The sequence below is a fragment of the Rhizobium sp. BIGb0125 genome (assembly GCF_024810055.1).
GTDB lineage: Bacteria > Pseudomonadota > Alphaproteobacteria > Rhizobiales > Rhizobiaceae > Agrobacterium.
Genome location: NZ_JANUDV010000008.1, coordinates 145,274 through 169,019, shown reverse-complemented (window position 1 = coordinate 169,019; position 23,746 = coordinate 145,274). Strand labels below are relative to the sequence as shown.

Genomic DNA, 23,746 nt, shown 5'->3' with positions numbered 1-23,746 from the left:
GCAGAGTTGTAGTGAATTAATGACTGGCTGAACAAATAATCCATATTTTCGTTCAGACTGTAGACTGGCCTGCCCAAGCAACGCCGAAAGTCCTTTTTGGTGTTGCGAAGCGGGTAAACAATTAAATCTTTCATCACACAGAATTACGAGCCGATGTCCTTCCATATCACGCCGAAAGCCGCCGCCCGTGAAGCCGAGAGCAAGCAGATCGATCACAACGATTCGATCCGCTCTGACTATCTTGCTATGGAGGAGCTGAATGCATATGGCGCCTCTCTGTCGCGGGACGGTGCAAGTGACCTCCCTGGGTTCATGAGCTTCGATTTCTTCGCCCGCCACCGGGAGAATGAAAAGGAGATTTTACGCGTCTATCGCGCAACAGCGGCCGATGTGGAGAATGGCGCAACGATCACGCCAGCCGCCGAATGGCTGTTGGACAATCACTACGTCATCGAGGAAGCCATTCAGGAAGTTCGGCGCGATTTCCCGCGACGCTTCTATCGCCAGCTTCCAACCATGCAGATCGGTGATGTCACTATTCCACGCGTCATGGCGCTGGCATGGCTTTATGTTGCCCACACGCACAGCACGGTTTCCCGTGAAAGCCTGACGGCACTGGTTGAAGGTTACCAGACCACAAATACCCTGCAGATCGGCGAGCTGTGGGCACTTCCGTCCATCCTGCGTTTTGTGCTTATCGAAAACCTGCGCCGCATCGCGTTTCGCGTCGACCGCTCGCGTCGTATGCGCCAGAAGGCCAATGAGGTTGCCGACGAGATCATTCGCCTGAATGACCCGGAAGCATCCGTCGAGGTTCTAAAACGCATCGACAGTTTCGCTGAAGATCGCACCTTCGCGACCCAGTTCCTGTATCGCCTGCGCAACGGTTCGCAGAGCTCAGGTTTCGCCGTTTCCTGGCTGGAAGAGCGCCTGATCAGCGCCGGTACAGACGCCGAAGAAGTGATGATGGCGGAGCATAACCGCCTCGCCTCTGGCAACGTGACGATGGGCAACATCGTCAAGAGCCTGCGTGAAATCGACGATACCGAATGGTCTGTATGGTTTGAAGAGGTCAGCCATATCGACAAGGTGCTGCGTGAGCACACGGATTACAGCGTTCTGGATTTCGGTTCGCGCAACACCTACCGCAACACGATCGAGCTACTGGCGCGCCGCTCCGGCAAGACAGAAGTAGAAGTCGCGCAGCTGGCGGTCGACATGGTCACCGCAGCGGAACAGGCCAATGAACACCATCCGCATGTTCCTAACGTCGGCACATTCCTGGTTGGACGCCGCCGCAAGGAGTTGGAGGAAGCCATTGGCTATCGCCCGCTGATTGCCCAGCATGTCGTTCGTTCGGTGCGCAAATTCCATTGGATGGCAGTTGCGGTTCCAGTTGTTCTGCTGACAGTGCTTGCCATGACCGTGGCCGGTTGGCTGCTGGGTCGCGCCGGCATGGAATGGTACGTCATTCTTGCATTCCTGCTGATGTTTTCTCTGCCAGCATCCGAAGGTGCAACGGGACTGTTCAACACGTTGGTCACGCTGTTCGTCAAGCCATTCCGACTTGTCGGATACGAGTTCAAGGAAGGCATTCCGCAGGATGCCCGTACGCTTGTTGCGGTTCCCTGTCTGATTACCAACCGCGATAGCGTCGATGAACTCGTGCGTAACCTCGAAGTCCATTACCTCGCCAACCCGCATGGCGCGATTTCCTTTGCGCTGATCAGCGACTGGCGTGACGCTAAGACCGAGGAAATGGCCGGCGACCAAGAAGTTCTGGATTATGCCCGCAAGGAAATAGCGCGTCTCAATACGCGTTACCCATACAGTGACGGCCAGCGTTTCCACATTTTCCACCGCCGTCGTCTCTACAATCCGTCCGAAGGCGTATGGATGGGTTGGGAGCGCAAGCGCGGGAAACTGCACGAACTGAATCTGCTTCTGCGCGGCGACAAGGACACCAGCTTTATCGCAGGTCTCGAAAATGTACCGCTCGATGTCCGTTACGTCATGACGCTTGATGCCGACACACGCCTGATGCGTGAGGCAGTTACCAAGCTTGTCGGAAAGATGCACCACCCGATCAACCGCCCGATTCACGATCCAGAAACCGGACGTGTCATCTACGGTTACGGCCTTCTGCAACCGCGCGTGACGCCATCCCTGACCACCGGCAAAGACGCTTCGGTGTTCCAGCGCGTCTATTCGATCAACCGTGGTATCGACCCTTACGTCTTTACCGTGTCGGACGTCTATCAGGACTTGACCGCCGAAGGCACCTTTACCGGCAAGGGCCTTTACGACATTGACGCGTTTGAAACCGCCCTTAAAGGTCAGGTGGATGAAAACGCCGTTCTCAGCCACGACCTTCTCGAAGGTTCGTTTGCGCGCTGCGCCCTGATTACCGACGTTGAGCTGGTCGAAGATTTCCCGACCCGTTACGAAGTGGAAGTATCGCGCCAGCATCGCTGGGCACGTGGCGACTGGCAGCTGCTGCCTTACATTCTCGAAGCCAAGCGTGGTGTGACAGCCATTGGCCGCTGGAAGATGATCGACAACCTGCGTCGCTCGCTGACGCCAATCGCTTGGTTCTTCGCATCTGTTCTCGGCTGGTACTTCATGGACCCGCTCGGCGCGCTGATCTGGCAGATCCTGCTGATCTTCTCGCTGTTTGTGGCTCCGACCCTTTCCATTCTTTCGGGTATTGTGCCGCCAAGCACCGACATCATTCCGCGTGCGCATTTCCATACGCTTTGGTCTGAAATCCGCGCCACCAATGCGCAGGTTGCGCTGCGTATCGTGTTTATTGCTGATTCCGCCTGCATGATGACCGACGCGATTGGTCGCTCGCTCTACCGCCTGTTCGTTAGCCACAAGCTGATGCTGGAATGGAAAACGGCGGCAAGCGTGCAATCCAGCGCGCAGGGCAGTATTGCCGACTATTACCGCACCATGTGGCATGCACCGGTTATCGCGCTTTTGGGTCTGTTGTTTGCAGCCCTGCCGGGCGACAATGCTTTCCTCGTCGGCATTCCATTTGCTGTGCTGTGGGTATTGTCTCCAGTCGTCGCCTGGTATGTCAGCCAGTCGGCTGAAACCGAAGACCGTCTATTTGTGGCCGATCACGTCTCTGACGAACTGCGTAAGATCGCGCGTCGGACATGGCGTTATTACGAAGAGTTTGTCACCCCTGAACAAAACCACCTGCCGCCGGACAACTTTCAGGAAACTCCGCAGCCGTTGATTGCCGAGAGGACGTCTCCGACCAATATCGGCGTTTATCTGCTCTCGGTGATTTCGGCCCGTCATTTCGGTTGGATCAGCTTTGCAGACACCATCGACCGGATGGAAAAAACCATCACCACGGTCGAAAGCATGGAGAAATACCGCGGCCACCTGCTTAACTGGTACCACACCGATACGCTGGCGCCTCTTGGCCCGCATTATATTTCGGCGGTGGACAGCGGCAACCTTGCGGGCCATCTGATTGCAGTGTCGTCTGCGTGCCGTGAATGGTGCGAAGCGCCATCCGCTCACCTTCAGGGCAACCTCGATGGTATTGGCGACGTCGCTGGTATTCTTCAGGAATGCCTCAAGTCCCTGCCAGACGATCGCAAGAACTTGCGACCGCTGCACCGCCGTCTCGAAGAGCGCATCACCGGCTTTGCCAATGCTCTGGCATCGGTCAAGCGCGAACACGAGTTTGCATCGATCCGCGTCATCAATCTTGCTGTGCTGGCACGTGACATCCAGAAACTCGCTTTCAACCTTGATCACGAGGTCGATTCCACACAGAGCGCCGAAGTCACCCATTGGGCGGCACTTCTGGTCAATGTCTGTGAAGCACATATCTCTGACAGCGCCTTCGACCTGACCAATATTGAACCGGTACGTCAGCGACTGGCTGCTCTGCGTGACCGCGCGCGCTCCCTCGCCTTCTCGATGGACTTTACCTTCCTTTATCGCAAGGATCGTCGTCTTCTTTCGATTGGTTACCGCGCAGATAGCAAGGAATTGGACGAAGCCTGCTACGACCTTCTGGCGTCCGAATGCCGCCTGACCAGCCTCTTCGCCATTGCCAAGGGCGACCTGCCAACCGAACACTGGTACCGTCTTGGCCGTCAGGTCGTGCCGGTTGGTGCGCAGGGCGCGCTGGTATCTTGGTCGGGTTCCATGTTCGAATACCTGATGCCGCCACTGGTCATGCAGGAGCGTCAGGGTGGCATTCTCAACCAGACCAACAATCTGGTGGTTGTTGAACAGATGAACCACGGTCGCCGCCTCGGCACGCCATGGGGCATTTCTGAAGCGGCCTTTAACGCCCGCGACCACCAGATGAACTACCAGTACACCAACTTTGGTGTGCCGAGCCTCGGCCTCAAACGTGGTCTTGGCCAGAACGCGGTGATCGCACCTTATGCGTCGATCCTCGCGAGCCAGTACAATCCGGAAGCAGCGCTCGAAAACCTCGAGAAGCTGCGTAAACTCGGCGCACTTGGCCAATATGGTTTCCACGACGCCGTGGACTTTACGCCAACCCGCGTGCCAGATGGCAAGACCTGCGCCGTGGTTTACAACTACTATGCCCACCACCACGGCATGTCGATTGCAGCCATTGCCAACGTGGTGTTTGACGGCCGTCTGCGTGAACTTTTCCATTCCGATCCGGTTATCGAAGCCGCGGAACTGCTGTTGCAGGAAAAGGCACCGCGCGAAATCCCTGTCATGAGCGCCAAATACGAGCCGGAAACACCCGGCAAGGAACAGGCAGATCTCCTGCGCTCGGAAGTGCGCACCGTGACAGACCCGGCCATCAAGGACCGCGAAGTCGTGTTCCTGTCCAACGGTCACTATTCGACCATGCTGACCGCCACCGGTTCGGGTTACTCCCGCTGGAACGGCCTTGGCATATCCCGCTGGAAAGCCGATCCGACCGAAGACCGTTGGGGCACCTTCATCTTCCTACGCGACACGACGACAGGCGAATGGTGGAGCGCCACCACGGAACCAAGAGTAGCCGAGGGTGAAAAGACCAAGGTCGTGTTCAGCGATGACAAGGCCGAGTTCCACAAGACTACAGGCGACCTGACCAGCACCGTCGAGTGCATTGTCGCCACCGAGCATGATGCCGAAGGGCGCCGTGTAACATTGCTGAACGTTGGTTCGGAAGACCGTTACATCGAAGTGACGTCCTATATGGAGCCGGTCATTGGTGCAGAAGACGATGACAACGCACACCCTGTCTTCTCACGCATGTTCCTGCAAACCGAAATCGGCCGTCGTGGCGACGTCATTCGGGCATGGCGAAATAAACGCACCCCGAATGAACCGGGCACCGTTATCGCGCACTTGACAGCCGACACCACCGGTACATCGCGTCCGACAGAATTCGAAACCGATCGCAGACGCTTCATCGGCCGCGGCCGCACGCTTGCGGAAGCAGCAGCCTTTGATTCCGGCGCAAGCCTTTCAGGTTCGGACGGCGTTACGCTCGATCCAATCCTGTCTCTGCGCCGTGTTGTCCGCGTTCCGGCCGGCAAGAAAGTCAGCATCATCTTCTGGACGATTGCTGGACCAAGCCGCGAAGAAGTCGATAAGGCGATTGACCGCTACCGTCACCCGGATGCGTTTGCCCACGAGCTTGTTCATGCGTGGACAAGAACCCAGGTGCAGATGCGCCACGTTGGCGTTACCTCGCAGCAGGCTGCCGCTTTCCAGCATCTCGGCCGTTATCTGGTCTATCCAGACATGCACATGCGCATCGATGCGGCGACTGTCCAAAACACGCTCGCATCACAACGCAAGCTCTGGCCATTGTCCATTTCGGGCGATTATCCGATCTTCAGCCTGCGCATCAATGACGACATGGACATGGAAATTGCGCGTGAGGCGCTCAGTGCCCATGAATATCTACGTTCGCGCGGTGTGCTGTTCGATCTGGTAATCGTTAATGAACGCGCCACCTCTTACGCGCAGGACATGCAGCACGCGCTGGATGTCATTTCCGAAGGACAGCGCCGTATCAACCCGGCGGATGGCGGCAAACCGCATGTCTTCTCCGTCCGCAAGGATTTGACGGATGAGGAAACATGGGCAGCCTTGCTGGCTGCGTCGCGCGTCGTCCTGCACGCCCGCAATGGCAAGATTGTCGATCAGGTCAACCGTGCAGTGTCGCTATTTGCAGCGCACCGCACACCGGATGGCAGCGACAGCATTGTTCCACTGCCCGCCGAGCAGTTCCCGGCAGCCCAAGCCGTGGACGACAAGGGCGATCTGGATTTCTGGAACGGCTTTGGCGGCTTCAACAAGGTTGGTGACGAATACATCGTGCGTCTGCGCGGCGGTCAGTCGACGCCGCAGCCGTGGATCAATGTGATCTCCAATGAAAACTTCGGTTTCCACATTTCAGCGGAAGGCGCAGGATTTAGCTGGAGCCGCAATTCGCGCGACTATCAGCTGACACCATGGTCGAATGATCCGGTCAGCAACCGTCCGGGCGAGGCATTTTATGTGACTGATCTGGACAGTAGCAAACTGCACAGCCCGCTCGCCACGCTGTCACGCAATCAGGAGCTTGTCTTTGAAGCCCGCCACGGCTTTGGCGTTTCAAGCTTCACGGTTGAAGACAATGGTCTGGCGCTTGGCCTGACGCAAACGGTAGACCGCAAGCATCCGGTCAAGCTGTCACGCTTGACCATCAAGAACACCGGCGGCGAAACTCGCCGCCTGCGGACCTATGGTTATGTTGAATGGGTGCTTGGCAATAATCGCCAGAAAACCGCACCGTTCATCCTCAGTTCGCATGACGAAGAAACCGGTGCACTGCTGGCAACCAATGCCTACAGCATTGACTATAGCGGCAACTTCGCCGTCTTTGCGTCAGACAGCAGCAAAGCCGGCTACTCGACCAGCAGACGCGAGTTCATCGGTCGCCATGGCAGTGTTGTCAAACCAAAGAGTGCCGCAGCAGGTGCAAACCTTTCCGGCAGCATTGAGCAGGATGGTGATCCGTGCGCAGCACTGAGCCAGGATCTGACACTGGCGCCGGGCGAAGAAAAGAGTGTCCTGTTCTATCTTGGCGACGCCGACAGTGCTGACGCTGCCAAGGCACTGGTAAAAGATATTCGCGCGACGGATTTTGACGCAACCGTCAAAGCAAACCGCGATTTCTGGAATGACTTTACCGGCCGCCTGCAGGTTGAAACGCCAGACAAGGCGTTTAACCACATGGTCAATCGCTGGCTGCCCTATCAGGCCCTGTCTTGCCGTCTGATGGCACGCACCGCCTTTTACCAGTCGAGCGGCGCATTTGGTTTCCGTGACCAGCTGCAGGATACACTTGCCTTCCTCATCCAGCAGCCGGAACTGGCCAGAGGCCAGATCATTCGTGCAGCTGGCCGCCAGTTCGCGGAAGGCGACGTTCAACACTGGTGGCTGCCAAACAGCGGCGCGGGTGTACGGACACTGATCTCGGACGACGTTGTCTGGCTTGGCTTCGCCATCAATCAGTATCTGGCGGCAACGGGCGACACCGCTATCCTTGAGGAACAGATCCCGTTCCTGAAAGGCCAGCAGCTTCTGCCGGGTCAGCACGACGCATTCTTTGAGCCTGAAGTTTCGAGCGAAACGGTAAGCCTCTATGAACACGCGGCGCTGGCGCTTGATCTGGCAATTGCCCGCACCGGCGAAAACGGTCTGCCACTCATTTTGGGCGGCGACTGGAACGATGGCATGAACCGTGTTGGCACCAGCGGACGCGGCACCAGCGTGTGGCTTGGCTGGTTCCTGGCCGGTACGTTGCGTGACTTCATCGGTGTTGCCGAACAGCGCGGCGACCATAAACGCGCCAAAGCGTGGAAAACCCATCGCGATCGACTGCGTTCAGCACTCGAAACAGCCGGTTGGGACGGTAGCTACTACCGTCGTGGATATTACGACGACGGTACGCCACTCGGCTCCTCTGAAAGCGACGAATGCCGTATCGATTCTCTTGGACAGAGCTGGAGTGTTCTGTCCGGTGAAGGTGAAGATGCCCGTTCGCAGCAAGCCATGAATGCCGTGCTTGAGCAGCTGGTGGATAGTGAAAAAGGCATCATTCGCCTGTTCACACCACCGCTTTCCAAAACCGATCAGGATCCCGGTTATATCAAGGCCTATCCGGCCGGTGTGCGTGAGAATGGTGGCCAGTATACCCACGCAGCCACCTGGGTTGTGATGGCGCTGGCCAAACTTGGTCGCACGCAGGATGCATGGAAATGCTTCTCGCTGCTGAATCCGGTCAACCATGCGACCGATGCCACCTCGGCGGAACACTATCGCGTTGAGCCTTATGTCGTAGCAGCTGACGTGTACGGCGAAGGCGCTCTTGCCGGTCGTGGTGGCTGGAGCTGGTACACTGGCTCTGCCGGTTGGCTCTACCGCGCAGCCGTCGAGAGCATTCTCGGCCTGAAACGTGAAAATGGCGAGCTTCACATCAATCCTGCTATTCCGCAGGAATGGGATGGCTTCTCTGCCGACATCAACGTCGATGGCAAGGTCCGCAAAATCACGGTTAAGCGCTCCGGCGATACTGTGACTGTCTCGGTGGATGGCAAGCCACTGGACGCCGCAAAGCGTACAATCAAGCTCGGCTAAGTCTCCTCCCCGAACCGACACCGGTTCGGGATGAGGACGAACCTCAGACGATAACCGCCACCTGCAAGGGTGGCGGTTCTTTTTTGTCTGCAGTCTGCGTATTTCAAATGAGGGGCGCTCAATACCAGCCAGCAATACGAAGGTTCTGGCCGACCAGACAGCCTATGATGGACGGCACAAAAAAACCTCCGTTCGCAAACGGAGGTTTTCAGATTAATGACAATCGACAGATGACTGAGGTTCAACCCATCAGGTCAAGGCAGGAGCCGTTTGGCGATTGCCTTCTTCCGCCAGGATGCCACTGGTGCGCAGAAGCGATGCAAAGCGGCCGTCACGGGCACTCAGCTCATCAAACGTACCCATTTCAATGATGCGTCCGTGATCCAGGAACAGCACGAGGTCAGCGTCCCGCACGGTCGAAAGACGGTGGGCAATAATGAAGGTGGTGCGGTTCTTGCGCAGCGTATCGACTGCCGCCTTGACGCGAGCTTCTGTTTCAACGTCAAGCGCACTGGTCGCCTCGTCAAGAACCAGAATAGGCGCATTCTTCAAGATGGCCCGTGCGATCGCAACACGTTGGCGTTCACCACCCGACAGACGGTTACCGCGCTCACCAACATGGGTGTCATATCCCTCCAAACGACCAACGATAAAATCGGTCGCCGCAGCCGCTGTCGCAGCTTCAGCAATCTCGGCATCCGTTGCATCCATGCGGCCAAGACCAATATTGTCACGGATACTGCGGTTGAGAAGACCGGCATCCTGGAACACAGTGGCAATGTTGTTGCGCAAGGATTTGCGCGTCACCGTCGAGATGTCGATATTATCGATGAGGATTTTGCCCTGACCGGGATCATATACACGCTGCAACAGGTTGATGAGCGTGGTTTTACCGGCACCGGTTGGCCCGACAATGGCAATTGTCTGCCCCGCTTGCGCAATAAATGAGACGTTGCGAACGCCCTGCGTGGTATTGACAAAATCAAAGGACACATCGCGGAATTCCACCGTGCCTGCCGCATGGCCAAGATCCTTGGCATCCAGTGGTTCTTCACGGTCCTTCACGCTGTCTTCCAGCGTGAAGAAGTCTTCGAGCTTGGAGCGGGCTTCGAAAATCTGTGTCGCAAAGGCACGCATTTGATCAAGACGACCAATCAGAAGGTTGGCAAAACCGATAAAGGCAATGACATCCCCAACGCGCAGTTCGCCGCTGCGAACCAGAAGTGTACCGATAATCAGAATAATCATCATCGATACGGTGGATGCCGTGCGGTTCAACGCACTGGCCAGCGCCCACCAGTCTAGAACAGGATACTGTGCGCTCAACAGGCGCTCGGTAAAGCCCTTCAGTGCCTTTGTCTCTGCTTCAATCCGGTTATAGCTGTGCAGCACGGAGACGTTGCTGATCGAATCGCTGACATGCGAAAAAACCGTGTGGTAGTGTTTTTCCACAGCAGCCTGACCATTCTTGGTCCGCTGCATGACCATTCTGCCGATGATCCAGTAAACCACACCCAGCGCAATCAGCACGAAGCTAAGACGCAGATCCATGGAAATGGCTGTCGGGATAAGCAGCAGAAGGGCAACGGCCGTTGCCAGGTGCGTGCGCATGAATTCCAGCCACAGGCCAAACAGGGTTTCACTGGCGCGCAGAAGCGTGTGCAGCGCATTGGAAGTACCACGTTGCTGGTGCCAGGAAAGCGGCATGGAAATGATGCGCCCGAAGGCTTCTGTCAGCAGGGTAGCGCGCCGTCCATGCGCCAGCCGATCGGCCTCACGCGCCACAAGCACATAGGCAATGGTGTTGAAAACACCAAAGGCCGCCCAGATCATCAGGATGCCGGTTGCATCACTGCCGCTCGAAATCGCATCAATAATGCGACCGAACAGAATAGGCTCGGCAATGCTGATTGCCGCCAGGATGACGTTGGCGATCACAACGATCCCGACGCGCAAACGGTTTTCTGCGAGATAACGAAGGGCTCTTGCGTAAACCTGAAACAGTGTCAATTTCGTATCCAATCCTCATGAAGCCGGCTTCAAACTCCGGTATTCATTTTTCGCCTTCGGGTGCACGCGCAAATCGCACGCGAAGTTCAAAAAAAGTCCCTGTGCTGAACTATCAAATAAACCGCACAACTCATAGCATTTGATGGTTCAATGGTTTGTATTTCCTGGAGAGCATGGCAAGATTTAGCCGTTGTGTTTTAGGTATTGATAACCAAATGGGGTGAAACCTGACCGCGGTCTAACCTGCGTAACATGACGTCACCAAAAAACGGTTCGGGTCCATAGTTATGTAGGATTTATGCCAATTTCGGGACGTGCATCGTCATGCGTCATATAAATGAGTTTCTTTTCATCTGCTCGGAAGCCGACACGAGAGAAGAACTTCTGACTGGTTTCGGACGCCTTCTGGAACAGTATAACTTCAAGTTTTTCATATTTTTCAAGCGTTCGCAGGACGATGTGGACGATCTTGGCACTCCTCTCGGCGAAAAATTGCCTGAGGGCTGGCGCGATTATTATCACAGCCGCAAATACCCGCTGATCGATCCGACACGCAAAATGCTGGCCTCTTCCCATCGTCCGTTCAGATGGCAGAATAGCGTTGGCCCGTTCAAGCCAACCGCATATCGCAAGCGTATTGCCAGATTGTTTCAAGATAGTGCCCGTTACGGCATGACCGACGGATATGTCTTCCCGATCCACGGCCGTGGCGGCTTGTTGGGCAGCGTCTGGATTGCAGGCGAACCGGGCGACATGGCACCTTCGGAATTGGCACTTTTTGATGCCGCTACCCGCGCCACCTTCTGGCGCCTTCTGGAACTGTCACAGGACGATGCTGCAACGCTGGACATGCCGCTGCCACCGGAAATTCGTCTCACCCAGAGAGAGATGGATATTCTGATTCTGCTGTCAAAGGGCATGACGTCCCCAGAAATGGGCAAAGAGTTGTCGATCTCCAGCCATACCGTCGACTGGTATATCAACGGCATTCAGCGGAAGCTCCATGCCCGCAATCGCCAACATGCCATCGCTCTGGCATTCCGCTACGGACTTATTTCCTGATCTCAACCGATTGGTCTTCCGTCGAGCGAACGCTTTGGCGCTGAATAGCCCTTCCCAAGACAGGGTTTTGCTGCTTAATTTCGCGCTGCAACATATATGCATCCGCGACGATTTTGGGAGACCGTCTTGAAGATATCGAAAATTCTTGTAGCGAACCGATCCGAGATAGCGATCCGTGTATTCCGTGCAGCCAACGAGTTGGGAATAAAAACGGTGGCGATCTGGGCTGAGGAAGACAAACTTTCGCTGCACAGGTTCAAGGCGGATGAAAGCTATCAGGTTGGTCGCGGCCCGCATCTGGCCAAGGACATGGGACCAATCGAAAGCTACCTGTCGATTGAGGAAATCATTCGCGTTGCCAAACTTTCCGGCGCCGATGCCATCCATCCAGGTTATGGCCTCCTGTCCGAAAGTCCAGAGTTTGTAGAGGCCTGTAACGTTGCAGGTGTCGTTTTTATCGGTCCTACCGCCGACACGATGCGCCAGCTTGGCAACAAAGTAGCGGCCCGTAATCTGGCAATTTCGGTTGGCGTTCCCGTCGTACCGGCAACCGACCCGCTGCCTGAAGACATGGCCGAGGTCGAGCGTATGGCCGAACAGATCGGTTATCCAGTAATGCTGAAAGCCTCCTGGGGCGGGGGCGGACGCGGCATGCGCGCCATCCGCAAAAAGGAAGATCTGGCGCGTGAGGTTATGGAAGCCAAGCGCGAAGCCAAGGCTGCCTTTGGCAAGGACGAAGTTTACCTGGAGAAGCTGGTCGAGCGTGCACGCCACGTTGAAAGCCAGGTGCTTGGCGATACACACGGCAATGTCGTGCATCTATTTGAGCGTGATTGCTCCATTCAGCGCCGTAACCAGAAAGTCGTCGAGCGCGCTCCTGCTCCTTACCTTTCGGAAGAACAGCGTCAGGAACTGGCCAATTACTCGCTGAAAATTGCCGCTGCCACCAATTACATCGGCGCGGGCACCGTCGAGTACCTGATGGATTCCGACACCGGAAAATTCTACTTCATCGAAGTTAACCCGCGCATTCAGGTGGAACACACGGTTACCGAAGTTGTGACCGGTATCGATATCGTCAAGGCGCAGATTCATATTCTCGAAGGTGAAGCGATCGGCACGCCCGAATCGGGCGTACCAAAGCAGGCTGACATTCGTCTCAATGGTCACGCACTGCAGTGCCGTATCACCACCGAAGATCCGGAACACAACTTCATTCCTGACTACGGCCGTATCACCGCCTATCGTTCGGCAGCCGGCTTCGGCATTCGTCTGGATGGCGGCACGGCTTACACCGGCGCTATCATCACCCGTTATTACGACCCGCTGCTGGTCAAGGTAACAGCATCAGGCGGAACACCACAGGAAGCCATCAGCCGCATGGACCGCGCGCTGCGCGAGTTCCGTATTCGCGGCGTTGCAACCAACCTGACCTTCCTTGAAGCCATCATCGGCCATGAAAAGTTCCGCAACAACACCTACACGACACGTTTCATCGACTCGACACCAGAGCTGTTCCAACAGGTCAAACGGCAGGACCGTGCCACCAAACTGTTGACCTATCTGGCTGATGTGACCGTCAACGGCCACCCGGAAACCAAGGGTCGCGCCACACCATCGGACAAAGCTGCCAAGCCGATTGTACCTTACATCGACAAGGCCATTCCCGACGGCACGAAGCAACTGCTGGACAAGCTAGGGCCGAAAGGTTTTGCCGAGTGGATGCGCAATGAAAAGCGCGTTCTCGTCACTGACACCACCATGCGCGATGGCCACCAGTCGCTGCTGGCCACCCGTGTGCGCACCCATGACATTGCCAGCGTTGCCAATGTTTACGCCAAGGCACTGCCGCAACTGCTGTCTCTGGAATGCTGGGGCGGCGCGACATTTGACGTATCGATGCGCTTCCTGACGGAAGATCCTTGGGAACGCCTGTCGCTGATCCGTGAGGGCGCACCGAACCTCTTGCTTCAAATGCTGCTGCGCGGTGCCAATGGCGTTGGTTACAAGAATTACCCGGACAATGTCGTCAAATATTTCGTGCGTCAGGCTGCCAAGGGTGGCGTAGACCTGTTCCGTGTGTTCGACTGCCTCAACTGGGTTGAGAACATGCGCGTCTCGATGGATGCCATAGCCGAAGAAAACAAGCTGTGTGAAGCAACCATCTGCTACACGGGCGATATCCTGAATTCGGCGCGCCCGAAATATGACCTGAAATATTATACCAACCTTGCAGGCGAACTCGAAAAGGCTGGCGCCCATATTATCGCCGTCAAGGACATGGCCGGCCTGCTGAAGCCAGCAGCCGCAAAGGTTCTGTTTACCGCGCTGCGTGAAGCAACATCCCTGCCAATTCACTTCCATACCCATGACACGTCAGGCATTTCGGCTGCGACCGTTCTTGCCGCTGTCGATGCAGGTGTGGACGCGGTGGATGCAGCCATGGATGCGCTTTCCGGCAACACATCCCAGCCTTGCCTGGGTTCAATTGTCGAAGCCCTCTCCGGCACCGAGCGTGATACCGGCCTTGATCCGGAATGGATCAGACGTATTTCCTTCTATTGGGAAGCGGTACGCGGCCAGTACGCAGCCTTTGAAAGCGACCTTAAGGGACCAGCTTCCGAAGTCTACCTGCACGAAATGCCCGGTGGACAGTTCACAAATCTCAAGGAACAGGCCCGTTCGCTTGGCCTTGAAAGCCGCTGGCACGAAGTGGCGCAGGCTTATGCTGACGCCAACCGCATGTTCGGTGACATCGTCAAGGTAACGCCTTCGTCCAAGGTTGTCGGTGATATGGCCTTGATGATGGTCAGCCAGGATCTAACGGTTGCGGATGTCGAAAACCCTGACAAGGATATCGCGTTCCCTGAATCTGTTGTCTCCATGCTGAAGGGCGATCTCGGACAATCACCAGGCGGCTGGCCGGAAGGCCTGCAGAAAAAGGCTCTGAAGGGCGACAAGCCCTACACGGTACGTCCCGGTTCACTGCTGGAAGATGCTGATCTGGATGCAGAACGCAAAACCATCGACGCGAAGATCGGTCGCACCGTCAATGACTTCGAATTCGCATCCTATCTGATGTATCCGAAGGTGTTTACGGACTTTGCTTTGGCATCCGAGCAATATGGGCCTGTTTCAGTTCTTCCCACCCACGCCTATTTCTACGGCATGGCAGATGGCGAGGAACTGTTTGCCGATATCGAACGCGGCAAGACATTGGTTATCGTCAATCAGGCGATGAGCGGCACCGACGACAAGGGCATGGTCACCGTGTTCTTCGAAATCAACGGTCAGCCACGCCGCATCAAGGTGCCAGATCGTGCCCATGGCGCATCCGGCTCTGCTGTCCGTCGCAAGGCCGAGCCAGCCAATGGCGCACATCTGGGCGCACCAATGCCAGGCGTCATCTCTCGCGTCTTCGTCAACCAGGGCCAGACGATCAAGGCCGGTGATGTATTGCTGTCAATCGAAGCCATGAAGATGGAAACAGCACTGCACGCAGAAAAGGACGGCACAATCGCTGAAGTTCTGGTGCGCGCAGGCGATCAGATCGACGCCAAGGACCTGCTGGTCATCTACGGCGAGTAACAGAATTGCCACTCATGACGCTTCAACATCATGCCCGCTGAAAAGCGGGCATTTTTGTTCTTGCTGTTTTAACTCAATCGATTTATGCGTGTTTTTGCACGTTTATTCACGATTGATAATCAATGTCCAAAACAGAGCATTTTGTAAGCGAAAGACAGGCCTTCATTCTCTCGGAACTCGAGACGAAAGGTCGTGTCATTGCGCAGGAACTCGCCCAGACCTTCAGCACCTCGGAGGACACCATCCGCCGTGACCTGCGTGAGATGGCCGCCCGCGGTGAATGCGAACGCGTTTATGGCGGTGCGTTAAAGACAACGGGTATCACCACGCCACTGCAGACACGGCTGACCGAAAAAACCGATCGCAAAGCGCTTCTCGCACAAACGGTCGTCTCCCTGCTCAGCGAGGGGATGGTTGTCTTTATCGATGCCGGCTCGACAAATCTCGCGGTCGCACGTCAGATACCGCAGGATTTGCGTCTGACGGCAATTACCAACACACCCATCATTGCCGCAGAACTTGCCAGTAAATCTGGTGTTGATCTTATTGTGATTGGCGGCAAGGTCGACGCCAATGTCGGCGCCTCCATTGACGCCACGGCCCTGCGGCAGCTGGAACAGGTACGTCCTGATCTGTGTATTCTCGGCGCCTGCGGCGTGACTCTGGAACATGGCCTTGCTGCAGACATTTACGAGGATGCGGTTTTCAAGCGCTTGGCATGCCAGGCAAGTGCAAAAATATTGGCCGCCATTACCCGTGAAAAACTTGGCCACAAGGCCGCCTTCAATGTGTGTGATCTCGGTGATCCGCTGTCGCTCATTCTCGAACATCAGGCAAATCCGGTCTTCAGCGATGCGTTGATCGCTCGCGGCATTGAAATTCACTTGGCCGCATCCGCTTCATTACAACCCGTAATCCCCAATTCCTGAGGATAACTCCGATGTCTGGCTCTGCCATGAACACCACCTTGCCCGTCCGCACGCCCTATATGACGAGAACCCGACTGGCCATTTCTCTGCTGTTCCTGATGAACGGTTTCATGATGGGTTCCTGGGCACCAATGATCCCGGAATTTGCCCACCGGCTTTCCTTGAGTGAAAGCCAGCTCGGTCTTGTCATCTTGATGTTCGGCGTCGGATCACTGCTGATGATGCCAGTGGCAGGCGCAAAAATCGCCCGTTACGGCTCCAGAAAAGTGTCACTGACAGCCGCCGTTGCGTTTCTGCCGACCCTTCTGCTGATCACTCTCACCAACAACGTCTGGAGCGGTGTGGCTGCAGTGGTGTTGTTCGGTGGTCTTACGGGCGCCATGGACGTGGCGATGAATGCCAACGCTGTCGCAACAGAGCGCAGCATGCGCCGCTCGATCATGTCGTCTTGCCATGCCTTCTGGAGCCTTGGCGGCTTGCTCGGTGCTGGTCTTGGCGGCTTGCTCATCAAACAGATCGGCGTTTATGGCCATGCTATAACCCTGACGGTGGTCGCCGCAATCCTGCTGACAATCGCATGGCCACGTGTTCTTGCCGATCCTCCGCATCCTGAACAACACCACGAAAAGCTTCGCTTGCCGATGACACCACTACCTTGGATCATTGGTATCATGGCGCTGTTTTCCATGGTGCCGGAAGGTGCGATCCTTGACTGGGGTGCACTTTATCTGCGCAATGAACTTGGCGCTTCGGTCACCGCCTCGGGTTTTGCCTTCGCCGCATTCTCCATGACAATGGCCATCATGCGTTTCGCCGGCGATCTGGTGCGTGACCGGTTCGGTGCCGTAAACACCTTGCGTGTCTGCTCGGTGATCTCGATTATCGGCCTGTTGATTGCTGGCGTCGCCACCAACCCGGTTATCGCTATCACCGGCTTTGCCATCGCCGGCATCGGTATTTCCAACATGGTGCCAATTGCCTTCTCGGCGGCTGGCAACATGCCCGGCCTCGCACCGGGAATTGGCCTCTCGGTTGTCACGACCATGGGGTATTCCGGTATTCTGGTTGCTCCGTCTGCCATCGGCTTCATTGCCGAGCATATCGGGCTTGGAACAGTATTCATCGGCCTGCCGGTACTGCACGTTATCGTACTGCTTCTCTCAAGGCTGGCCCGCCACGCAGATGGTGCCAGCGGCCACTGACCGGTTTCAACCGCAAAAAAATGTCCGCCACATCAACTGGCGGACATATCGACACCGTTTAAGACGCCTTTTTTTTTCATGACCTCAATCAAAGATTGCAGCGCAGGAAAATCTGCAGCCTTTATGTATTTCATTTTTTGTGATTGATGATAATTCCTGACAATGATCATCAAAGCGCCTGAAATAGGCGACAAATCAGCACTTCCTGGCGGCAGGTAATGCCACTCAAAGCAAAACGTGATAGGTATAATATTGACAAGGCACGCGCCTTGATCCACCTGAATAGGCGCATTTGTCGCGAGCGTAGAGATAACGATGTCATCACCCACTGATTTTGATCCCAAGCCACGCCGTGCCTCGGTTGCCGTCGATGTGGGGGGCGTCATCGTCGGTGGCGGAGCGCCTGTTGTTGTGCAGTCGATGACCAACACCGATACGGCCGACATTGACGCAACTGTTGCGCAGGTTGCCGCGCTTTATCGCGCTGGCTCTGAAATCGTTCGCATCACCGTTGACCGTGATGAAAGCGCTGCCGCTGTACCGAAAGTACGCGACCGGCTGTTGCGCCTTGGTCTTGATGTACCGCTGGTTGGCGACTTCCATTACATTGGCCACAAACTGCTGGCGGATCATCCCGCCTGTGCAGAGGCGCTTGCGAAATACCGCATCAATCCCGGCAATGTCGGCTTCAAAGACAAAAAGGACAAGCAGTTCGGCGATATCGTCGAAATGGCGATCCGTTATGACAAGCCGGTTCGAATCGGCGTCAACTGGGGGTCTCTCGATCAGGAACTGCTGACCACATTGATGGACAAGAACCAGGCTGAAGGTTTTCCTCTGTCTGCCCGTCAGGTCACCCGCGAAGCCATCGTTCAATCGGCATTGATTTCCGCCGAGCTGGCCGAAGATATTGGCTTGCCACGCAATCGCATCATCCTGTCGGCCAAGGTCAGTCAAGTGCAGGACCTGATTGCCGTCTACTCCATGCTGTCAGAGCGTTCTGACCACGCCCTGCATCTCGGCCTGACCGAAGCGGGCATGGGCTCCAAGGGCATTGTCGCCTCGTCTGCGGCCATGGGTTATGTGCTGCAACACGGCATTGGTGACACGATCCGCGTTTCTCTGACGCCGGAACCCAATGGCGACCGTACCCGTGAAGTGCAGGTTGCGCAGGAACTCCTGCAGGTCATGGGCTTCCGTCAGTTCATTCCTGTTGTTGCGGCGTGTCCTGGCTGTGGTCGCACGACCTCGACGGTGTTCCAGGAACTGGCGCAAAACATCCAGAACGACATCCGAAAAAACATGCCGATCTGGAAGGAAAAATATCCCGGCGTCGAGGGTCTCAACGTTGCGGTCATGGGCTGCATCGTCAACGGCCCGGGCGAAAGCAAACATGCCGATATCGGTATTTCCTTGCCCGGCACCGGTGAAACTCCGGCCGCTCCGGTCTTCATTGATGGTCAGAAAGCCCTGACCTTGCGTGGTCCAGATATTGCAGCAGATTTCGAAGCGCTGGTCATCGACTACATTGAAAAGCGGTTTGGACACAAACACGCAGCAGAATAATCAACACCCGCCGGGATTTTGCCCGATTCGTGGTATTTCAGGTCCATCAATCAAGGAGCCATGATTCGATGATCAAAAAGTTTGCAATCCTTGCGCTTGCCGCAACATTCCTTTCAGCCTGCACCACGACGGACCCCTATACTGGCGAACAGAAGATGTCCAACATGGCAGGCGGCGCCGGTATCGGTGCTGTTGCAGGTGCGCTTGGCGGTCTGGCTGTGGGCGGCGGATCTGGCAAGTCCGGCCGTAATGCCATCCTGCTGGGCGCAGGTATTGGCGCGCTGGCTGGCGGTATGGTCGGCAACTACATGGACAACCAGGAGGCAGAACTGCGTCAGCAGCTTCAGGGCACCGGCGTTTCAGTGACCCGTCGTGGTGACAGCATCGTTCTCAATATGCCATCCAACATCACTTTCGCAACCGATCAAGATCAGGTGATCCCACCGTTCTACGACACACTGAACTCGGTCGCCATTGTTCTGAACAAGTTCAACCGCACGCTGATCGATATCAATGGCCATACCGATTCCACCGGTAGCCTTGCCCATAACCAGGGTCTGTCTGAGCGCCGTGCCGCGTCTGTCGCCAACTACATCGGCGCGCGTGGCGTAGACCAGCGCCGCATTTCGACACTGGGTTACGGCCCGTCGCAGCCGGTGGCATCGAATGCATCGCCAGAAGGCCGCGCGCAGAACCGCCGCGTTGAAGTGCTGATCTCTCCGCTCACCCAGAGTTGATAGAATTCACATACAAACTAATTGAAAAACGCCGCTTTATGCGGCGTTTTTTGTGTCAGACAGATGCAAAAACCTGATCCAGCGCCGTGATCAGTGCCTGGCACTGCTCTTGCGTGCCAATGGAAATACGCAGGAAATCCGAAATACGTGGCTTGTCGAAATGGCGCACCAAAACGGCACGTTCACGCAAAGCAAGAGCAAGTGCCTTGCCCGCCCATCCATCCTTGCGGGCAAAGATGAAATTGGCCTGCGATGGCAAAATATCAAAACCACGTTCGCGCAGTGCCTGTTCCAGCCCCTGGCGATTGTCGATCAGCTTCTGGCGGTGGTCCATGAACCAGACATCGTCCTCGATCGAGGCAACAGCCGCGACCTGCGCCAGCCGGTCGAGCGGATAGGAATTGAAGCTGTCTTTCAAGCGTTCCAATGCGTCGATAAGCGGGCGCTGCGCAATTGCATAACCGACCCGCATCCCAGCCAGCGAACGAGACTTGGAAAAGGTCCTGATAACGATCAGATTGTCATGGTCGCGGACAAGCGGAACGGCCGTTTCACCGCCAAAATCAATATAGGCTTCGTCAATCGCCACCACCTGATCGGCATGGGCGCTGACCAGTTTTTTGATATCGGCAAGCGGCAATCCGATACCGGTCGGCGCATTGGGGTTTGGCAGAATGATCGCACCACATTCACCTTCGTAATCCTCCAGACGGATCTGGAAGTTGTCGTCCAGCGGCACGGTTGTGGTTTTAACGTCGAAAAACCGGCTGTAGGTCGGATAAAAGCTGTAGGTGATGTCAGGGTAAAGCAGCGGCTTGTCATGTTTCAGAAGGCCTGCAAAGATAAATGCCAGAACCTCATCCGAGCCGTTGCCGACAAAAACTTCATCCGGCGACACACCATGATAGGCGGCAATCGTCTCTCTCAGCTTTTTGGCTGAAGGATCAGGATAGAGCCGCAAATCATCCGTCGCAGCATCCTTGATGGCTTCCACGACACGCGGAGAAGGCCCCCACGGGTTTTCATTGGTGTTGAGTTTGACCAGATTGGCGATGGCTGGCTGCTCTCCCGCCACATACGGATGAAGCGATGCAACAATAGGAGACCAGAATTTGCTCATCTCAACTCTTTCTTTCCGCGATAAACCGCGCCGCCGCGGTTAGAATATCGGCACGTTCGCCGTAAGGCTCCAGAAGCTGTGAGGCCTCATCAACCAGTTCACCCAGACGCTGTTCAGCCCACGCCTGCCCACGCAGAGCAACCAATGTACCCTTGCCACGTGCCGCGTCCTTGCCAGTTGCCTTGCCCATGGTTGCGGCATCGGCCGTCAGGTCAAGAAGATCGTCAGCCAACTGGAACGCAAGTCCAACGCGCTCGCCGAAGGTTCTGAGCCGCTGACGCGTCTCGGCATCAGCGCCAGTAATGATCGCACCGGCCTCACAGGCAAAACGCAACAATGCTCCGGTTTTCATGGCCTGCAGGGTGATGATACCCTGCTCGTCCGGCGCCTGTTTTTCAGCCGCCAGATCAAACGCCTGCCCACCGGCCATGCCACCGATACCGGCTGCTCGTGCAAGCGCCAGTACAAGAGCCGTTTTGGAAGCGTCCGGCAGCGGAGTTTCTGGTGCTGCAATAATGTCGAATGCGATTGTCAGCAGGCTGTCGCCAGCCAGAATGGCGGTCGCCTCATCAAACTTGCGATGCACGGTTGGCTGTCCGCGGCGCAGATCATCATCATCCATCGCCGGAAGGTCGTCATGGACAAGAGAATAGCAATGCAGGCATTCCAGCGCCGAGCCGACACGCAAGGCCGCCAGCGCGTTGCCACCCAGCATCTTGCTGCTCTCGATCACCAGAAACGGCCGCAAACGTTTGCCACCATTCAGTACGCCATAACGCATCGCTTCCAGCAGGTTGTCCGGTCTGGTGATTTCATCGCTGCGATGGGCTGGGGAAAGAACGTTATCCAGCAGATTTTCCACCTGCTGCGCGTTTTCACGCAATGCGCGTTCGAATAAGGTTGTTTCTGGCTTCATGGGCGCTCTTTGCCATGAGAAGTTAACACAGGCAATGAAAATCAGGCTTTTTGCAGCATCTGCAAGGCTTGATCGCATCTTGCCAATGTGAAACGGTTCGGCGAACAAAAAGGCACAGGTTTGAAAGATTGGCAGTCGCACCTGAAAACCAGAATGATGACGTTGTACTGTCGCAGGATGACGATGCGCAGGATACATCCATGCTGAAGGGAAGCAGTCTCAGGCAGCGTCTGATCATGGCGATCTTAATCTTCCTTGCCCTGCCCTATTTTCTCATTCTGGTTTACGCACTGCCATTCATGCGACCGGTCTCTACGCTGATGCTTGCCGATCTGGTGACGTTACAGGGCTATGACCGGCAATGGGTATCGATCGATGACATCTCACCAAATGTCGTTCGGTCCGTCATGATGTCGGAGGACGGCCAGTTCTGTTTCCATGGCGGTGTTGACTGGAAGCAGATGAGCGGAGTGATCGAGGGCACATTGCAGGGTGATACCACGCGTGGTGCCAGCACTATTCCCATGCAGACCGCAAAGAACCTGTTCTTGTGGAATGGTCGTTTCTTCGTTCGTAAAATTCTGGAAATTCCATTGGCCATGACCGCCGACTTCGTCTGGTCGAAACGGCGGATGATGGAAATATATCTGAACGTCGCCGAATGGGGACCGGGTATTTACGGCATCGAAGCGGCGGCCCGTTATCACTTCAAGACATCAGCCTCCAAGCTCAGCACCAGACAGGCGGCACTTCTGGCCGTCAGCCTGCCGAACCCAATCGAACGTGTAGCCTCCAAACCGGGACGTGGCACGCAGCGGCTGGCGACGCTCAATGAGCGCCGCGCCCGTGCATCCGGCGGCTATGTCGGATGTGTTCTCGATTGACTGGCTGATCAGCCGCGCGTGAAGATATAATCGGTTTCCTGACGCAGAATCTCGCCTGGACGCAAGATGCCGTTCGGAAAATCGGGATGATTCACGGCATCCGGCCAAATCTGTGTTTCAAGGCAGAAGCCAGCAAAGGCACCGTAATGACGGCCATCGAGACCGGGAACGGCTGTGTTGAGCTTGAAGCCGGAATAGAACTGCACGCCCGGCTCCGTGGTGTGCACCTCAAGTGCAACGCCGGAAGCAGGTGCAAACACCCGTGCCACCTTGCGCTTTTCGCGGCGCTCAGGCGACAGGCAGAAATTATGATCGTACAGAACCTGCTCGCCATTGTCCTCACGCTTCATCGGCGTGGATGAGCGCAGGTCAAATGCAGTGCCTTCAACAGCACGAATTTCACCGGTCGGGATCTGCCGTTCATCCGTCGGTAGATAGTGGTGAGCCGCAATCATGATCTCGTGATCGAGTGCAGTGTCTGCACCATCCAGATTGAAATAGGAATGCTGGCAGATATTGGCGATTGTTGGCTGGTCAGTGGTTGTCTCATAGAGAACCGAAAGCACACCACCTTCACGGATTGTGTAGGTCACGTTTACCGTGCAATTGCCGGGATAACCGGCACGGCCATCGGGATCAATGATCTGCAGCACGACGTGGCTTGGGCCATGTTCCATGATCAGCCAGTTGCTTTTACCGATACCATCACTGCCGCCATGGATATGGGTGACGCCTTTTTCGTTCAGTTCAAGCTGGTATTCTTTGCCGTCAATCGAGAAACGCCCGCTATCGATACGGTTGGAGTTACGGCCGGGCGTTGCACCGAAATAAGAGGAATATTGCGGATAGTCCTCAAACTTATCAAAGCCGAGAACCAACGGTGGCTGATGGCCATCGAGGCGCAGATCCTGAATGACTGCGCCCCAGGTGATAATATTGGCGGTCAAACCGCCTGCCGAAATAGTGACGCGCTCCACTTTTTCGCCGGTGGGCGTTACGCCGAAGTTTTCCCGTGCGGCACCATTCGTCATTATATCGACCTCCGTTTGCAAGAATTACGGGCCAGACGTTGCGTCATTTCCCGTCGCTTCGCAA

13 protein-coding genes are annotated in these 23,746 nt (G+C 55.9%); 8 read left to right on the top strand and 5 right to left on the bottom strand.

The genetic code is table 11. The features are described 5' to 3' along the window. Window positions 1–153: 153 nt before the first annotated feature. Window positions 154–8,637, top strand: coding sequence for a GH36-type glycosyl hydrolase domain-containing protein (locus M2418_RS21640; protein ID WP_259149023.1), 8,484 nt, complete (start codon window positions 154–156; stop codon window positions 8,635–8,637). 249 nt (window positions 8,638–8,886) lie between these two features. Here the strand turns inward: M2418_RS21640 and M2418_RS21635 are convergent, their stop codons facing one another. Further along, window positions 8,887–10,647, bottom strand: coding sequence for a glucan ABC transporter ATP-binding protein/ permease (locus M2418_RS21635; RefSeq protein WP_259149021.1), 1,761 nt, complete (start codon window positions 10,645–10,647; stop codon window positions 8,887–8,889). Window positions 10,648–10,971: 324 nt separating this feature from the next. On the opposite strand from M2418_RS21635, the gene M2418_RS21630 reads away from it, so the two are divergent. The 4 genes from M2418_RS21630 (at window position 10,972) to M2418_RS21615 (ending at window position 17,428) form a co-directional block, all read left to right on the top strand. Beyond that, window positions 10,972–11,709: a LuxR family transcriptional regulator gene (locus tag M2418_RS21630; protein WP_259149020.1), complete on the top strand. Its 738-nt coding sequence runs from the start codon at window positions 10,972–10,974 to the stop codon at window positions 11,707–11,709. Between the two features lie 126 nt (window positions 11,710–11,835). Continuing rightward, entirely contained in the window at window positions 11,836–15,297 is a 3,462-nt protein-coding gene (gene pyc, locus M2418_RS21625; protein WP_259149019.1) for a pyruvate carboxylase, read from the top strand. Window positions 15,298–15,419: 122 nt separating this feature from the next. Continuing rightward, the gene (locus tag M2418_RS21620) at window positions 15,420–16,226 is read left to right on the top strand and encodes a DeoR/GlpR family DNA-binding transcription regulator (RefSeq protein ID WP_259149017.1); all 807 of its coding nucleotides are present in this window, start codon (window positions 15,420–15,422) and stop codon (window positions 16,224–16,226) included. 11 nt (window positions 16,227–16,237) lie between these two features. Continuing rightward, window positions 16,238–17,428 carry an MFS transporter gene (locus tag M2418_RS21615; RefSeq protein ID WP_259149016.1) on the top strand — a complete coding sequence of 397 codons (1,191 nt, stop codon included), beginning with the start codon at window positions 16,238–16,240 and terminating at the stop codon, window positions 17,426–17,428. A 32-nt stretch (window positions 17,429–17,460) separates the two neighbouring features. Here M2418_RS21615 and M2418_RS21610 read toward each other — a convergent pair whose 3' ends face one another. After that, complete coding sequence (locus tag M2418_RS21610) at window positions 17,461–17,757, bottom strand: hypothetical protein (RefSeq protein WP_259149015.1); 297 nt, start codon at window positions 17,755–17,757, stop codon at window positions 17,461–17,463. Here M2418_RS21610 and ispG point away from each other — a divergent pair. Both ispG and M2418_RS21600 read left to right on the top strand, forming a co-directional pair. Next, complete coding sequence (gene ispG / locus M2418_RS21605) at window positions 17,744–18,994, top strand: flavodoxin-dependent (E)-4-hydroxy-3-methylbut-2-enyl-diphosphate synthase (RefSeq protein WP_192490512.1); 1,251 nt, start codon at window positions 17,744–17,746, stop codon at window positions 18,992–18,994. The two genes, M2418_RS21610 and ispG, sit on opposite strands and share 14 nt — an antisense overlap. A gap of 68 nt (window positions 18,995–19,062) precedes the next feature. After that, entirely contained in the window at window positions 19,063–19,731 is a 669-nt protein-coding gene (locus M2418_RS21600; protein ID WP_259149014.1) for an OmpA family protein, read from the top strand. A gap of 55 nt (window positions 19,732–19,786) precedes the next feature. Here the strand turns inward: M2418_RS21600 and hisC are convergent, their stop codons facing one another. Continuing rightward, window positions 19,787–20,851: a histidinol-phosphate transaminase gene (hisC, locus tag M2418_RS21595; protein ID WP_259149013.1), complete on the bottom strand. Its 1,065-nt coding sequence runs from the start codon at window positions 20,849–20,851 to the stop codon at window positions 19,787–19,789. A gap of 1 nt (window position 20,852) precedes the next feature. Beyond that, a complete protein-coding gene (locus M2418_RS21590; protein WP_259149012.1) occupies window positions 20,853–21,767 on the bottom strand; it encodes a polyprenyl synthetase family protein in 915 nt (304 codons plus the stop codon). Between the two features lie 200 nt (window positions 21,768–21,967). On the opposite strand from M2418_RS21590, the gene mtgA reads away from it, so the two are divergent. Next, window positions 21,968–22,651, top strand: a complete 684-nt coding sequence (gene mtgA, locus M2418_RS21585) for a monofunctional biosynthetic peptidoglycan transglycosylase (RefSeq protein WP_259149085.1) — start codon at window positions 21,968–21,970, stop codon at window positions 22,649–22,651. A gap of 8 nt (window positions 22,652–22,659) precedes the next feature. Here the strand turns inward: mtgA and M2418_RS21580 are convergent, their stop codons facing one another. Then, entirely contained in the window at window positions 22,660–23,682 is a 1,023-nt protein-coding gene (locus M2418_RS21580; protein ID WP_259149011.1) for an aldose epimerase family protein, read from the bottom strand. Window positions 23,683–23,746: the final 64 nt, after the last annotated feature.